This is a genomic window from Haematospirillum sp. H4485 (genome assembly GCF_012102745.1).
GTDB lineage: Bacteria > Pseudomonadota > Alphaproteobacteria > Rhodospirillales > Rhodospirillaceae > Haematospirillum.
The window spans coordinates 106,301-119,206 of record NZ_JAAVSY010000003.1 but is presented as its reverse complement, the minus strand read 5'-3'; the positions used below and the strand labels follow the sequence as shown (position 1 = coordinate 119,206).

Here is a 12,906-nt window from a genome sequence, read left to right as displayed (position 1 = left end):
TCATCAAGGGCTCCTGGTTTTCACATCCACGAGCCCTTTTTCTCTCAGAATGACCCGTATTCTTGTTTTTGACTCCGGCCTTGGTGGCCTTTCTGTTGTGCCAGAGATCCGTCTGTCCCTGCCGGGGGCGGCACTGACCTATGCCGCAGACGCAGCGTTCTTCCCTTATGGAGATCGCGACCCCTTGTTTCTGCGTTCCCATCTTGTCAGGACTTTGGGTCATCTTATAGAGACAGAGCGCCCTGATATTGTTGTCATCGCCTGCAATACGGCCTCAACACTGGCCTTGGATACACTTCGGGATACCTTCACCAGAATGGCATTTGTTGGGACCGTACCCGCTCTGAAACCAGCAGCCCAGGGCAGCAAAAGCGGCGTGATCGGTCTTCTGGCAACACCGGGGACCATTACAAGCTCCTATATCGATGCCCTGAAGCAGAAAGTAGCACCGGATTGTATCTTGGTTCGGCATGGTACCGCCCGTCTGGCCGCTATGGCTGAAGCCTGGTTGCGGGGTGATGTGATCAAGGATACAGATATTGCCGAAGAAGCGGCACCACTCTTCCAGCATCCGGATCTGGATACGGTGGTTCTGGGGTGCACCCACTACCCCCTTCTTCGGCATATTCTGGAAGATACCGCACCCCGCCCCGTGACATGGCTTGATTCCGGTGCGGCCATAGCCCGGCAAACCGCACGCTTGACTGGCATGGTCAGCCCCGGTGGCACGGACCGGGCTTTGGTATCCCGGCTGTCTGCCGGATACGAGAAAGCTATGGCACACTATGGCTTCCCGGCACCAATCGTGTGGAATATCAACAAACACCCTGCTGTTCAGGATTTGGCAAGCAATCATCCCTAGACTACCCCAAGGCGGGCGTATCATGGCCTCATGTATACGGGTTTCAGGGCATGGCCAAGGCTTTTCTGTTGCATATCCTGTGGTACGGGGCGGCTCTGGCCCTTGCCTTGCCTTGGCCTTCCACAAGCCAGGCATGGGATGGAAATGCACGTATTTATGCCAAATCCAACGCGCCATACTGGGATGTCGGGCGGCGCGACAATAATCTTTCACGCCTGTGTGGACTGGGGCGGTTCAATCAGAAATACAAGAACCGGATGTACATCCAATTTTCCGGTGACAAGGGCCGTGGCCTGACAGGCATTGCCCTCAAGGGCTGGAACCTGATTGATGTTGATGGTAAGGCACTGGACGGCAAAACGTATCATTTCTACCGTGACGGTACCAGCCAGTGCATAGTATTCGTAGCTCCGTAAAAGACGCACACACCTGAACAGACAGCCGATACGGAGAGAGAAACGGATGAAATACCTTGCCGCCGCCCTTGCTTGCATCACCCTGCTAAAGAGTACCCCCTCAGGGGCAGAAGACATTGGATCCGTCGATACGGCCTTCAAGCTGCTGGGACCCAATCACAAAATTGCCATAGAAGCTTTTGATGACCCGGATGTACCCGGGGTTACATGCTACATCAGCCGCTCGAAAACAGGTGGCATCAGCGGTGCCCTGGGCTTGGCCGAAGACACATCGGACGCATCCATAGCCTGCCGTCAGGTTGGACCCATCACCGTCCCCGCCAATCTGAAAGCAAAAGACGGCGACAACGTATTCAGCGAAAGGCGATCCATCCTCTTCAAGACGATGCAGGTCGTCAGGTTCTATGACCAGAGCCGGAATGTTCTGCTATACCTTGTTTATTCTGACAAGCTGATTGAAGGATCACCGAAAAATGCCCTGACAGCCGTGCCTGTCATGCCGTGGGACATTGAAACAGTACCATAATGAAAACAAAGGGGTGATGCCCGACCAAAGGGCACACCCCATACGCTGATCCTCTCAACACACCGTATCTTCAGGGCATTCCGTCGTGACGTTCGCCCTCACCCTCAACCTTGCCTCCTGTCAGCATGACAACCAGGATCAAGGCTAGGAACGTCAACAAGACAGCAGGCAAAGTCAGGAAGCCACTAACACCAAATACACCGGCAACATAAGTGCCGATGTAGAGAAAGAGCGCAACCAGACCAACCAGCAAAACACCGACTGTTGCCAATGTACCACGCCAAGGCTCCGGTGACTCCTCTTGCGCGGCATCAGGGGCGAAGGCAATGGATATGGTCCGGAAAATCCCGAAACCTGCCAGAAGGCATACGATCAGCAAGATAACAGAAGGCCCGGTTGCCGTCTTGGCAAGGGCCGCTGATCCATATAGCGCCGCAGCCGCTACAATCGAGAAGACCGTTCCGACTATCCAGTATCTGGCCATGTTCGTTGCTTCCTTCCCGAATCAAGAGGGCGCCGCAGCAAGGCCCGGCGCATTCCACAGTGCTTATGTGCGTAAGTCTTAATTTTATCCAATATTCAAGTCAATTCCTGACGATAGTCCCGGGGCAACGAACAGGCCCAACGGACGCCGAAAACATCGTGAACCCGCTCGTATACAGAGAAATACCCTGTGTCCCGTGGGCGACAGTCTTTCCACAAGGCCAGCGATGGAAACCCAAAGCCGGGCCACAATGCACCGGAGTCGGGTTCCGACACGGCAGGACTGGACAGAATGCCTTTGTCAGGGCAGGAAAGAGGGCTGATTTTCTACCCGACGGAGAGACCCCTGTGGCCTGCACCTTGCCTCCAACACTTCCCCCGACAGCTCTGGTGACCGGTGCCGGGCGCCGGATTGGACGCGAGATCGCCCTTTCTCTGGCTGCCGATGGCATCGCTGTGGCTGTGCACTGCCACACATCAACAACAGAAGCTCACCAGGTTGTTGCCGAAATCGAAGCCAAGGGCGGAAAAGCCATTGTTGCCCGGGCCAATCTGGCACGGGATGATGAAACAGAAAGCATGTGCCAAAAAGTTACCAGCCACTTGGGTTCCATCGGCATCTTGGTCAACAATGCATCAACGTTTACCTATGACGATGTGGTAACGGCCACCCGGGACAGCTGGGATCATCACATGGAGACCAATCTCAGAGCACCATTTGTCCTGGCCCAGAGCATGGCATCCATGCTGACAGCTGATCAACAGGGCTGTATTGTTAACATTATTGACCAGCGGGTCTGGAATCTAACTCCCCATTTCATGACCTATACCCTTTCAAAGGCCGGACTCTGGGCTTTGACACAGACCTTGGCCCTGGCCCTGTCACCACGCATACGGGTTAATGCCATAGGGCCCGGCCCGACACTTCCCAGCAGCCGGCAAACGGAAGAACAGTTCCGTGCGCAGTGCGACAACGTCCCCCTGCATCACGGGACCAACCCGTCAGAAATTGCCGATGCTGTGCGCTTTCTTGTTGCAGCCCGGTCCATGACAGGCCAAATGATAGCCTTGGATGGCGGGCAGCATCTTGGTTGGAGTTTTCCCGCCCCCGGCACCCCCCCCCGAAGAATAAAGAGATAACAGGGGCTCTTTTGATTCCCGTTCCGTACCCGGAGTACTGTTTTTAATGACCACACGGCTAGCCAAGCCCGAACCGGGCCCCGTAGACCATACAGACCACCCCTCTGGCCCCGTTCTTGCGCCAATAAAGCCTGTCATACCATCCATTGCCAATGCATCGCACAGGATCCGCCACGTCTTCGTACGCGACATGATCGTATCGTGCCTGATCGGCGTCTACAAACACGAACACACAGCTCCCCAGCGGGTCCGTGTCAATGTTGACCTTGGGGTTCTGGAGCAGCCAGGAACACAACATGATGACCTGGCCGGAGTGGTCTGTTACGAACACATTTGCCACTGTGTCCGGTCCGTTGCCCATGACGGTCATGTCAACCTAGTGGAGACCATGGCAACCCGCATTGCCGACATTTGCCTGCAGGATCGCCGGATCCGCTCGGCCCGGGTGCGCATCGAAAAGCTGGATGTAATCCCCGATGCCATTGTCGGGGTGGAAATTGAACGGCTGAGCCACCTCCTTCCTCCCTGAGACTGCTGTTGAACAACCGCCCGGAAAGGACCATTCATGATCATGGTGGCGCCTCATGGTTGTGGATAAAATAGCACGACGTCTCAAACAGGTGGCTATACTGACTTTCTTTGTAAAACAGGATAATTACGCAAACAGGATATCCACACACTTACTCCTACTCTTGCCGTACGTTATCAACACCAAGGCCGTTTCAGATCGTAAGGTATTCCAGTATCGCCTGAAGCTTCCCTCCATCATTAAACAGAAAATTTGCCTATTTTTTAGGCAAATGGCTTGATAGTAAGGCGTTACGGGGGACTCAGGATAGAGCACCCATATCATGCACGACTTTATCCACAGATTCCGTGGACAGCCGGAAAAGAGAGTCCATGTCAGCCCACCGTGGGCCTTTGACGGATCAGGGACCCCCGTGCGATAGAACATACCATGAGCAAGCGCCCACCCTCTCCATCAGACAACCATGACACCGCACCAGAAGCCATGCGCGGCGAGGCGTTGATACGCTCTGTCCTGAAGACCCTTCCGGACTCTCCGGGCGTATACCGGATGCTGGATGAGCAGGGAGTGGTCCTGTACGTTGGGAAAGCCAAAAGCCTGAAGAAACGGGTTGTCGCCTATACGCGACCAGAATCCCTGTCCTTGCGCCTGCAACGGATGGTACGGGAAACAATGTCCATGGACATTGTGACCACACATACCGAAGCCGAAGCCCTGCTTCTGGAATCCAACCTGATCAAAAAGCTGAAACCACGCTTCAATATCCTGCTACGCGATGACAAATCCTTCCCCTATGTTGTCATCACGAGTGGGCATGACTTTCCCAGGCTGGTCAAACACCGCGGAGCACGCGACCTTCCCGGGGAATATTTTGGTCCCTTTGCATCAGCCGGAGCTGTCACCGAGACCTTGTCCATCCTGCAAAAGGCATTTCTGCTCCGTACCTGTACAGACTCGGTTTTTGCCAACCGCAGCCGCCCCTGCCTTTTACACCAGATACGGCGATGCTGCGCACCATGCGTCAACCACGTCGAACAGAGCGAGTATGCAACATTGCTGGACCAGGCCCGGTCTTTCCTGTCAGGTCGCAGCACCGAAATTCGCCAGCAGCTTGTGCAACACATGGAAGCTCATGCCGAAGCACTGGAGTTTGAGCAGGCCGCCCGTTTGCGCGACCGGCTGAAAGCCTTGTCGCAGGTTCAGGCACACCAAGATATTAATGTCGAAGGACTGGCCGATGCCGATGTCATCGCCTTGTACCAGGCTGGTGGACAAACCTGTATCCAGGTTTTCTTTTTCCGGGGTGGGCAGAACTGGGGCAACCGGGCCTATTTTCCATATCATGCGTTCGAAGACAAATCCGGCGCCATACTGGAGGCCTTTGTCGGACAGTTCTACGCAACCCACCAACCTCCCCCCTTGGTACTGCTGTCAGAAGATGTACTGGATCACACAACACTCGAGCATGCCCTGCGTTTGCGATGCGAACACAGGGTTGATGTACGCATTCCGCGCCGTGGCAGCAAAATGAAGGCCGTTGAACACACTCTGACCAACGCCCGGGAAGCTTTGGGAAGGCGCATGGCCGAAACATCGGCCCAGCGCACTCTTCTTCAGGAGATGGCCACAGTTTTTGCCCTTCCTGCTCCGCCGGAACGCATTGAGGTATATGACAATGCCCATATCCAGGGTACCCACGCTGTAGGCGGTATGATTGTCGCAGGACCGGAAGGCTTTGTGCGACAGGCTTATCGCACATTCTCCATTCGTGGAGACAACATAACACCCGGCGATGACTTTGGCATGATGCGGGAAGTTCTTGCCCGACGCTTTCGCCGTGGCAAGGCTGGGGATAACGAAGGCAGTACCTATCCAGATGTTATCCTGGTTGATGGCGGTGCCGGACAGATGAATGCCGCCTTGGGCGTTCTGGAAAGCCTGAACATCAACAACGTCCACCTGATCTGTATTGCCAAAGGTCCGGACCGGAATGCCGGACGTGAAACCTATCACCAACCCGGACGGGAGCCGTTTACCCTGCCACCATCCCATCCAGTACATTACTTCCTGCAAAGACTGCGGGATGAAGCGCATCGCTTTGCCAACGGCACACACAGGGCAAAACGATCACGGGCGATCGGTACCTCAACCCTGGACAATCTGCCAGGCATTGGTCCTCGCCGTAAAAAAGCCCTTTTAAACGCGTTTGGTTCAGCACGTGGCATAGCCGCAGCCGGCATCAGTGATTTATCTGCTGTAGAGGGAATAAGCCAGGCGCTGGCAAAAAAAATCTATGGTTACTTCCATCCCGGCCGCTAAACTGTGCCGGATTGTTTCATTGTCCATGCTCCGGGGAGCTTCTTGCATCGTGTCCAGCCTGCCAAACCTGCTGACATTGTTCCGCATTGTGGCAATCCCGTTGCTGGTTGCCACGTTTTACCTTGATTCACCAACCATGCGCTGGATTGCCCTCGGGCTGTTCTCCTTGGCCGGAATATCCGATTTTCTGGATGGCTGGCTGGCGCGCCGATGGCAACAGGTGTCCAGTCTGGGACGTTTCCTGGACCCGATTGCCGACAAGCTTCTGGTTGCTTCTGTCCTGATGATGCTGGTTGCTTTTCACCGGATCGATGCATGGGGTGTTCTCCCGGCGCTGGTTATCCTGTGTCGGGAGATTCTGGTGTCAGGCTTGCGGGAATTTCTGGCTGAAGCCAAGGTGGGATTGCCCGTGACCAACTTGGCCAAGTGGAAGACCGGCGTTCAGATGGTTGCCCTGCCGGTTCTGCTGGTGGGATCAGCTGCGCCATCCTGGTTACCGGCAGAACATATCGGAACGGTCCTGCTCTGGATTGCCGCCCTTCTGACAGCTGTAACCGGGTGGGATTACCTTCGTGCCGGACTGCACCACATGGATCAGACACCAACGCATGATAAAAACACGGTACGCGCAACGGAAACCTGATCACCCCTTCCGGTCGATCATGGCCAGAATATCCTGAGGGGTGGCCCCGGCTGCCCTGAGGGATCGTATCGTGACAGACCGGTCGCGCTTGGCATAGCGCCGCCCCTGCGGATCCAACAGAAGGGGGTGATGGTGATACTGCGGGACCGGAAGCTCCAGAAGCGCCTGCAGGATACGGTGGACATGGGTGGCCTGAAACAGGTCCTCGCCCCGCGTTACCAATGTCACACCCTGCAAAGCATCATCCAGGGTAACAGCAAGATGATAGCTGGTCGGCGTATCCTTGCGTGCCAGGACAACATCGCCAAGTCCATCCGTTGGCACCCCGACAAGACCCCGGCTGCCGTCTCTCCAGCTGAGAGAGCCAGTCCGGCTCAGAGCCGCTTGCATATCCAGCCGCAAGGCATATGGAACCCCTGATTCCCGACGCCGCTCAGACTCATGACGCGGCAAGGAGCGGCATGTCCCCGGGTATAAAAGGCCATAAGGACCATGGGGAGCACGGTGAATATCCCCCACTTCCCGCATAATATCGGAACGGGTACAGAAACAAGGGTAAATCAGCCCCTGATTTTCAAGCTGTCCCAAGGCAAGACTGTATGTACCAAGATGCTGCGACTGGTAACGGACGGGATGCTCCCAAGACAATCCAAGCCACGCCAGATCATCAATCAGGGCGTTTGCATACCTGTCCTGACAGCGTGTTTGATCAATGTCCTCAATCCGCAGCAGGAATCGCCCACCGGGACCCGCCTGCCGGCAGGCATAACACGCGGAAAAAACATGGCCCAAGTGGAGATAGCCCGTAGGACTGGGGGCAAAGCGGGTAACATCAGGCATTTTGTTTTCCGGGGATTGCGGGCTGACATGTCCCGTCAACAGCAACCCACCCCAGGGCTTTGACAAGAACAGACAAGACGCGCACCATGGGAGCATCGGGAACGGACATCGCACAGCCCCGTTCCCAAAGCAAGAGGGGAACGACCTTGCTGGCAACGCTCGAAAAATCCCCGGCCTTGGTCCTGAATGCTGATTTCAGGCCCTTGAGTTACTTCCCGCTCTCCCTGTGGTCTTGGCAGGATGCCGTCAGGGCCGTGTTTCTGGGACGGGTCAATGTAATATCGGAATATGACAGGGTTGTTCGATCGCCATCCGTAGAATTCCGACTCCCCAGTGTCATAGCCCTTAAAGACTACGCCCCCCCCGCCCGAAACCCCGCCTTCACCCGCTTCAATGTTTTCCTGCGCGACCAGTTCCGCTGTCAGTACTGCGGACGACGACTTCCAACACACGATCTGACTTTCGATCATGTTATTCCCCGCTCTCGCGGAGGGCGGACGAACTGGATCAATGTGGTGGCTGCGTGCGGGTGCTGCAATCTCCGCAAAGCCAACCGGACTCCCTCGGAAGCCTACATGCCCCTGATACGTGAACCGTTCCGCCCGTCCAGTCACCAGCTTCGGGATATCGGTCGGATTTTTCCACACAACTGGCTGCACGAAAGCTGGCGTGACTATCTTTACTGGGACAGCGAACTGGAAACCGGGTAATCTCCTTCCCGGATATCTTGGATCTGTTGTGTATCGGGGGTGCATGCGCCTTTGACCAGAGCAGATATCACAGACAATCCCCCTCTTCAAAGCCGTGCCCCGGACTCTGGAGCAGCCTTTCGAACAACCGATCCCAGAAGACCAAATGAATGACCTGATTGCACCCGTATCCTTTGCTTTCGGCCTAGCCGTGACTGTCTCGTGTATCATTCGGATGACCGGAGGTCCCGGCCATGGTCAAGCCTTGGCAGCCAGCGGCATTCCCGCCGGTTTTCTTGCCAGCTGGGCCTGGATGTCAGGGTTCTCTTTCAGTACGGAAGGACTTCTTGAGCAAACGGCACATGTTGCCTTGGGGGGAGCCTTGGCGGGTATCGTGCTGGACAGCACCGATGCCCGCCGATGGCTGCGCGTTCCGTTCATTCTTTTATTTGCTGCGGTGTGTATCTGGGCCGCTTTCGGCTTCCCGACCCGTCTTCCAGCCGGACCGGTAACGCGCATGGAACTCATGGTGGGCTGCATCCTTTTAACGATGGTCTGGGTTACAACGCTGCTTGGCCTTGATCTTCATCACAAACCCGAACGCAGCACACAGGGGCTGTCCATTCTCTTGGTCCTTGCCATTGGCATCGGGCTGATCGCCTCGGTTATCAAGGCAGAGCCGGTGACAGGACCGGCCTTTGCCTTGGCTGCAGCTACAGCTGGCGTTCTTGTTCTGGCCAGTCCGCTAGGAACAGGGCTGTCATCATCGGCGATTCTTGGTGGAGGTGGCGCTCTTCTTGGCCTGGCGCAAGGGCTGGGAGCACGGTGGCCCGGATCCATCCTCCCCCTCCTGATTACAGGGCTTGGTCTTTTTGCCGGCCCAACGGCACGCCGCATGCCCGGTCCTGTGTGGGCCAAGCCCTTATGGGCCGCTCTTCTTGCTTCGATCCCTGTTATGGCCGGATGCATTCTGGCCCTTGCAAACCGCAACCCATAGATGGATTTTTCACCACATAGCCTTGCATGATTGAGCGGGAACATTTGCCGTACGGTGCATCTTCAGGCATAAAGAGCAGACCACTCCACCGAGACAGTTTGCGCCAGACATTGGACTTGCGGACATGACAGCAAAGAAAAACCAGACAGCCACCAAGGCCGCACGTGGTGCCGTGCCCTTGTTCCGCAAGCCGTTGTTCCTTGTCGCCGTCGGGGTTGGGCTTGCAGGAACAGCCGCGCTTCTGGCCTGGATAACGTACGAAGGCAATACGGTTGCCCCCCTGTCTGTCGCAACCCCCGCAATCCAGAGACCATCAACCGATGTGCAAGCTGTTCTGCCAACGCCCGGGACAGACATCCCCCCATCCATGCCTGCCCCGACAATGTATGCAACCCGGGAAGCATCGTTTGACGTTGTACGCATTGACCCCGAAGGCAATACCGTCATTGCCGGACGGGCACCGGTGGGTAGCACAGTTGTTGTGATGGACGGCATGCGGGAACTGGGCAAAGTCATCACAGACGCACGCGGTGAATGGGTCTTCCTTCCGGATCAACCTCTGCCACCAGGCTCCCGCGAGCTGACATTGAGAGCCACAGACCAGAATGGGACGGATATTCCGTCACGCGATGTTGTGATACTGGTTGTGCCGGAACACAAAGGCACGCGGACACTGGCTGTGCGTTCCGACCAGAAGACCGGTGAAAGTACCTTGTTGCAAGGTGCCGCGCCCCTTCCAGAGGGGAGCCTTCTCTCTCTTGATACCATTGATTACGACCGGAACGGCACCCTTGCAGTGTCTGGCCGCTCATCCGGACCGGGGCTGATCCGCCTGTATCTGGACAACAACCCGGCAGGCGAGGCTCAGTCACGGGAAGCAGGAATATGGCGTATCCGCCCGGAACAGAAAGCCGCCTTGGGTGATCACACTCTGCGAGCCGACTTTGTGGATGACAAGGGAGCGGTCAAAGCCCGTATCGAGCTGCCCTTCCAAAGGATAGAGATGGACTCCATGCCCGAAGGCCGCCGCGTTATCGTACAGGAAGGAAACAGTCTGTGGCGACTGGCTCGCCGTGCGTATGGCGATGGACTGGCCTACACCGTTATCTACGATGCGAACCGTGGTCAAATCCGGGATCCTGACCTGATTTACCCAGGTCAGATCTTTGTGGTTCCATCATCCCGCAGCAAAGAATCCTGACCGCCTTCAGCGGAACAGGGCACCGGAGGCCGCATCTTGTAGCGCAATGGCCCATGGCTTGCAGACCAAGACCTTCTTCGTCAGGGCAGTCAGAAGACGCACGGGCGTTACAGGTATCGACAGGGGATGGTGATCAAAAAGGAGCACATGCCCCTCCTGGATGGTAAAGTGCAGGCCAGCCGTTTTTGCAGCCCGGATCAGGGCTGCAATCGCCTCCATCCGCTCCGGGCGCCCCGGAACCGAGCAGATGCTGGTTGCCATTGTCAGACGAGCCCGCCCCTGCTTCTCAAGGAAACGACAACTCCACGTCAGCCCGTGACTGGAAAAAGAGAAGTCAAGAGGACCAATGGTCCGGCGGCGCGAAACCGAACCCTCTTCGTCAAAGGACAGCGACTTCAGGCTCAGAGCCTCTTCGTGATGCAGGATGGAAACGCTCACGCTACACCTCTCCTGTAACCAGGGACCCGGATCGGATAGGGAGACCTCCGGCCCCACAAGCCCATGATGGCATCCCCGACAGAAGAGGGCTACGCTCAAACGACCAGATTCACTGCCGGGAAACACTGTACTTCCTATCATGACAAGAGAGGTCTATTCTGGCCGGGCCGCATAGGTACCCTTGGTTGCTTGCGGTGCTGTGTTGTCCATTGCAAGAAGGTTGATCGTGAAATCTGTCGACGTCCCCTGGAGCCGCTTCCTGATGCCCCCTCTGCATGAGGAGGGGCCTCGTTTTCTTGCCGTCTTCGCAGCTCTGGCCCTTGTCCTGTACCTGCTGACAGGGTGGCTTGGTGGCCTGATCGGCCTGGTTGGTACAGCATGGTGTTTTTTCTTCTTCCGCGATCCAGTACGCTATGTGCCGACACGCCCCGGACTTATGATCAGCCCGGCCAGCGGTGTGGTACAAATGATCGGGGAAATGGTCCCCCCCCCTGAACTGGGATTGGGTGATACAGCGGTCACACGCATATCCGTCTTCATGAGCGTGTTTGACTGCCACGTAAACCGGATCCCATGCGCGGGTGAAATACGCTCTGTGATTTACAAGCCGGGACGATTCGTCAACGCCACACTGGACAAGGCCAGTGAAGATAACGAGCGCAACGGGCTGCGCATCGCCCTGCCCGATGGCCGGGAATATGGTGTCGTGCAGATTGCCGGGCTGATTGCACGGCGCATTCGCTGCGATGTTCATGAAGGCCAGGCTTGCCAGACCGGTGATCGTTTTGGCCTGATCCGCTTTGGCTCACGTCTGGATATTTACCTGCCTCCCGGCATTAACCCTTTGGTGATCCTTGGCCAGGTTTGCGTGTCTGGTGAAACCGTGCTGGCCGATCTGACAACAGACGAACCAGCCCGTGAAGGAAAGGCTGTATAATCATGCCGCTGCATCATACGGCACGCCTGCAAAGCCTGTCGTTCAACAAAATGCTGCCGAACCTGATTACTCTGCTGGCCCTGTCTGCAGGACTAACCTCCATACGCTACGGCCTGCGCGGTGAATTCGGTCATGCTGTGATTGCCATATTCTTTGCTGCTGTCTTTGACGGCATAGACGGTCGCGTGGCCCGGATGCTGCAGTCCACATCCAAATTCGGGGCCGAACTGGACAGCCTTTCAGATGTGGTCAGCTTCGGCGTTGCACCAGCTGTTCTGCTGTATATGTGGAGCATGAGCAGCGCCGGTGGCATCGGATGGGCCATATGTGTCCTTTTTGCCCTGTGCATGGCCTTGCGTCTGGCACGGTTCAACACCATGCTGGGCGAACCGGACCTGCCATCGTATGCACACAACTACTTTGTTGGTACCCCGGCTCCGGCAGCGGCCTTCCTTGGCGTCCTGCCCATGGTCATGTCGTTTGAATTCGAGGGCGGTGTGTTTTCCAGCCCATGGCTGGTTGGCCCGTACATGCTTGGCGTATCATTTCTGATGGTCAGCCGGATCCCGACCTATTCCATGAAACGGTTCCGCATTCCAACCCGCTGGGTTCTGCCTTTCATGATCGGGATCGGCCTGCTGGCAACATTCCTGGTGACAGAACCATGGTCAACATTGGGCATAGTGGGACTGATTTATCTGGGAAGCATTCCTTTTGCGCGCTCATCCTTCCTGCGCCTTGAAAGGCGCGCGCGAACAGGAAACGCAAACGAGATAGCAGACAGCAACCACACGAACCCGGAGGATCCGGAACAAGACGTGCAGCAGAGGACAGAACGCCCCCTGCACTGAAAATCCTCTATGCCACCCCCGTCCGCAAAGCAGGC

Annotated in this window: 14 protein-coding genes and 1 pseudogene; 12 read left to right on the top strand and 3 right to left on the bottom strand. The window is 56.4% G+C overall.

Translation table 11 applies throughout. The features are described from left to right. Positions 1-49 precede the first annotated feature (49 nt). From murI to HEQ61_RS04120, 3 genes are read left to right on the top strand one after another with little or no spacing between them, the layout of a single operon-like run. Complete coding sequence (gene murI / locus HEQ61_RS04130) at positions 50-862, top strand: glutamate racemase (RefSeq protein ID WP_168019351.1); 813 nt, start codon at positions 50-52, stop codon at positions 860-862. A 50-nt stretch (positions 863-912) separates the two neighbouring features. Beyond that, positions 913-1,278 (top strand): hypothetical protein, encoded by a 366-nt coding sequence (locus HEQ61_RS04125; RefSeq protein WP_168019352.1) that lies wholly within the window; start codon positions 913-915, stop codon positions 1,276-1,278. 46 nt (positions 1,279-1,324) lie between these two features. Then, positions 1,325-1,804 carry a CreA family protein gene (locus HEQ61_RS04120; protein ID WP_168019354.1) on the top strand — a complete coding sequence of 160 codons (480 nt, stop codon included), beginning with the start codon at positions 1,325-1,327 and terminating at the stop codon, positions 1,802-1,804. 70 nt (positions 1,805-1,874) lie between these two features. On the opposite strand, the gene HEQ61_RS04115 is transcribed toward HEQ61_RS04120, so the two are convergent. Continuing rightward, positions 1,875-2,288: a hypothetical protein gene (locus HEQ61_RS04115; protein WP_168019356.1), complete on the bottom strand. Its 414-nt coding sequence runs from the start codon at positions 2,286-2,288 to the stop codon at positions 1,875-1,877. A gap of 347 nt (positions 2,289-2,635) precedes the next feature. On the opposite strand from HEQ61_RS04115, the gene HEQ61_RS04110 reads away from it, so the two are divergent. From HEQ61_RS04110 to pgsA, 4 genes are all read left to right on the top strand, one after another. Then, a complete protein-coding gene (locus HEQ61_RS04110; protein WP_322099185.1) occupies positions 2,636-3,427 on the top strand; it encodes an SDR family oxidoreductase in 792 nt (263 codons plus the stop codon). Positions 3,428-3,473: 46 nt separating this feature from the next. Then, positions 3,474-3,956, top strand: a complete 483-nt coding sequence (gene folB / locus HEQ61_RS04105; RefSeq protein ID WP_168019358.1) for a dihydroneopterin aldolase — start codon at positions 3,474-3,476, stop codon at positions 3,954-3,956. 429 nt (positions 3,957-4,385) lie between these two features. Then, on the top strand, positions 4,386-6,275 hold the full coding sequence (uvrC, locus tag HEQ61_RS04100) for an excinuclease ABC subunit UvrC (protein ID WP_168019360.1): 1,890 nt from the start codon (positions 4,386-4,388) through the stop codon (positions 6,273-6,275). Positions 6,276-6,321: 46 nt separating this feature from the next. After that, complete coding sequence (gene pgsA, locus HEQ61_RS04095) at positions 6,322-6,918, top strand: CDP-diacylglycerol--glycerol-3-phosphate 3-phosphatidyltransferase (RefSeq protein ID WP_168019527.1); 597 nt, start codon at positions 6,322-6,324, stop codon at positions 6,916-6,918. Here the strand turns inward: pgsA and gluQRS are convergent, their stop codons facing one another. Beyond that, a complete protein-coding gene (gene gluQRS / locus HEQ61_RS04090) occupies positions 6,919-7,758 on the bottom strand; it encodes a tRNA glutamyl-Q(34) synthetase GluQRS (RefSeq protein ID WP_168019362.1) in 840 nt (279 codons plus the stop codon). 86 nt (positions 7,759-7,844) lie between these two features. Here gluQRS and HEQ61_RS04085 point away from each other — a divergent pair, with 86 nt between their 5' ends. The 3 genes from HEQ61_RS04085 to HEQ61_RS04075 all read left to right on the top strand — a co-directional run bounded on the left by HEQ61_RS04085 (position 7,845) and on the right by HEQ61_RS04075 (position 10,645). Further along, positions 7,845-8,468, top strand: coding sequence for an HNH endonuclease (locus HEQ61_RS04085; RefSeq protein ID WP_168019364.1), 624 nt, complete (start codon positions 7,845-7,847; stop codon positions 8,466-8,468). A 145-nt stretch (positions 8,469-8,613) separates the two neighbouring features. Continuing rightward, positions 8,614-9,444 (top strand): YfhO family protein, encoded by an 831-nt coding sequence (locus HEQ61_RS04080; RefSeq protein ID WP_168019366.1) that lies wholly within the window; start codon positions 8,614-8,616, stop codon positions 9,442-9,444. 124 nt (positions 9,445-9,568) lie between these two features. After that, positions 9,569-10,645, top strand: a complete 1,077-nt coding sequence (locus HEQ61_RS04075) for a LysM peptidoglycan-binding domain-containing protein (protein WP_168019368.1) — start codon at positions 9,569-9,571, stop codon at positions 10,643-10,645. Positions 10,646-10,651: 6 nt separating this feature from the next. Here the strand turns inward: HEQ61_RS04075 and HEQ61_RS04070 are convergent, their stop codons facing one another. Next, entirely contained in the window at positions 10,652-11,083 is a 432-nt protein-coding gene (locus tag HEQ61_RS04070; protein ID WP_168019369.1) for a hypothetical protein, read from the bottom strand. Between the two features lie 226 nt (positions 11,084-11,309). Between HEQ61_RS04070 and HEQ61_RS04065 the strand changes: the two genes are divergently transcribed. After that, positions 11,310-12,020 carry a phosphatidylserine decarboxylase gene (locus HEQ61_RS04065; RefSeq protein WP_322099184.1) on the top strand — a complete coding sequence of 237 codons (711 nt, stop codon included), beginning with the start codon at positions 11,310-11,312 and terminating at the stop codon, positions 12,018-12,020. A gap of 2 nt (positions 12,021-12,022) precedes the next feature. After that, positions 12,023-12,721, top strand: a pseudogene (gene pssA / locus HEQ61_RS04060) (CDP-diacylglycerol--serine O-phosphatidyltransferase); the annotation flags it as partial. Between the last annotated feature and the right edge of the window lie 185 nt (positions 12,722-12,906).

What these genes read in the sequence shown, in the direction of transcription:
- HEQ61_RS04080 (WP_168019366.1), top strand. Translation starts at nt 8,614, where the DNA reads ATGAATGACCTGATTGCACCCGTATCCTTTGCTTTCGGCCTAGCCGTG.
- HEQ61_RS04115 (WP_168019356.1), bottom strand. Translation starts at nt 2,288, where the DNA reads ATGGCCAGATACTGGATAGTCGGAACGGTCTTCTCGATTGTAGCGGCT.
- HEQ61_RS04125 (WP_168019352.1), top strand. Translation starts at nt 913, where the DNA reads ATGGCCAAGGCTTTTCTGTTGCATATCCTGTGGTACGGGGCGGCTCTG.
- gluQRS (WP_168019362.1), bottom strand. Translation starts at nt 7,758, where the DNA reads ATGCCTGATGTTACCCGCTTTGCCCCCAGTCCTACGGGCTATCTCCAC.
- folB (WP_168019358.1), top strand. Translation starts at nt 3,474, where the DNA reads ATGACCACACGGCTAGCCAAGCCCGAACCGGGCCCCGTAGACCATACA.
- HEQ61_RS04075 (WP_168019368.1), top strand. Translation starts at nt 9,569, where the DNA reads ATGACAGCAAAGAAAAACCAGACAGCCACCAAGGCCGCACGTGGTGCC.
- HEQ61_RS04120 (WP_168019354.1), top strand. Translation starts at nt 1,325, where the DNA reads ATGAAATACCTTGCCGCCGCCCTTGCTTGCATCACCCTGCTAAAGAGT.
- HEQ61_RS04085 (WP_168019364.1), top strand. Translation starts at nt 7,845, where the DNA reads ATGGGAGCATCGGGAACGGACATCGCACAGCCCCGTTCCCAAAGCAAG.
- murI (WP_168019351.1), top strand. Translation starts at nt 50, where the DNA reads ATGACCCGTATTCTTGTTTTTGACTCCGGCCTTGGTGGCCTTTCTGTT.
- uvrC (WP_168019360.1), top strand. Translation starts at nt 4,386, where the DNA reads ATGAGCAAGCGCCCACCCTCTCCATCAGACAACCATGACACCGCACCA.